Origin of the sequence: Mesorhizobium sp. M7A.F.Ca.CA.004.12.1.1 (assembly GCF_003997835.1) — a bacterium.
GTDB lineage: Bacteria > Pseudomonadota > Alphaproteobacteria > Rhizobiales > Rhizobiaceae > Mesorhizobium.
The window spans coordinates 1-608 of sequence record NZ_RZRK01001440.1; the positions used below are offsets into that span (position 1 = coordinate 1).

The 608-nt window shown below is 63.8% G+C and carries 2 protein-coding genes; both read left to right on the forward strand.

Annotated elements, in window-relative coordinates; all coding sequences use genetic code 11:
* A partial coding sequence (locus EN984_RS36920) for a hypothetical protein (RefSeq protein ID WP_245480215.1) occupies positions 1 to 303 on the forward strand: 303 nt, incomplete at its 5' end.
* Between the two features lie 115 nt (positions 304 to 418).
* On the forward strand, positions 419 to 608 hold a 190-nt coding region (locus EN984_RS36925; protein WP_206517594.1), incomplete at its 3' end, for an aldo/keto reductase.

A 608-nucleotide genomic window follows, 5' to 3' on the forward strand; every position in this document is an offset into this window, starting at 1 on the left:
CAGGATCTGGCGACGGAATTCGCCGCCTTGCTCGATCATGCCAAGCTGGCTCTCGCCGGCGAAGAGCCAAAGCCCGAGGAAAAGCTGCCGCCGATCGATCCCGAAGCCATCGCCGTCGAACTTGGCCTCGATCAGCCCAGGCAGGTCGCCGACTTCAGCCGCATGCGCCGCCGCTTTGCCTTTGCCAACCATCCCGACCGTGTCGCCCCGCATTTGCGCCAGCGCGCCATGATCCGCATGCAAGTGGCCAACATGCTGATCGACGAGGCCAAGCGCCGTGCACTAGCCGGTGCTCGCCGCTAACCCGGCTGGTTCACGCAAAAGTCGGTCTGGCGAGGCTTGGAGAGCGGCTCTGCTTTGCCTATAGATGCGGCTTCCTCCGCGCAGTCGCGCCAGCCTTCCTCCGGAGCCGAATTTCATGCACAAACGCCGTCTCGGTCGGACCGATCTTCTTGTGACCCAGATCTGCCTGGGCTCCATGACCTGGGGCCAGCAGAACACCGAGGCCGAAGGCCACGCCCAGATGGACCTGGCTTTCTCGCGTGGCGTCAATTTCATTGACACCGCTGAGCTCTATCCGATCCCGCCCAAGGCGGAGACGCAGGGAC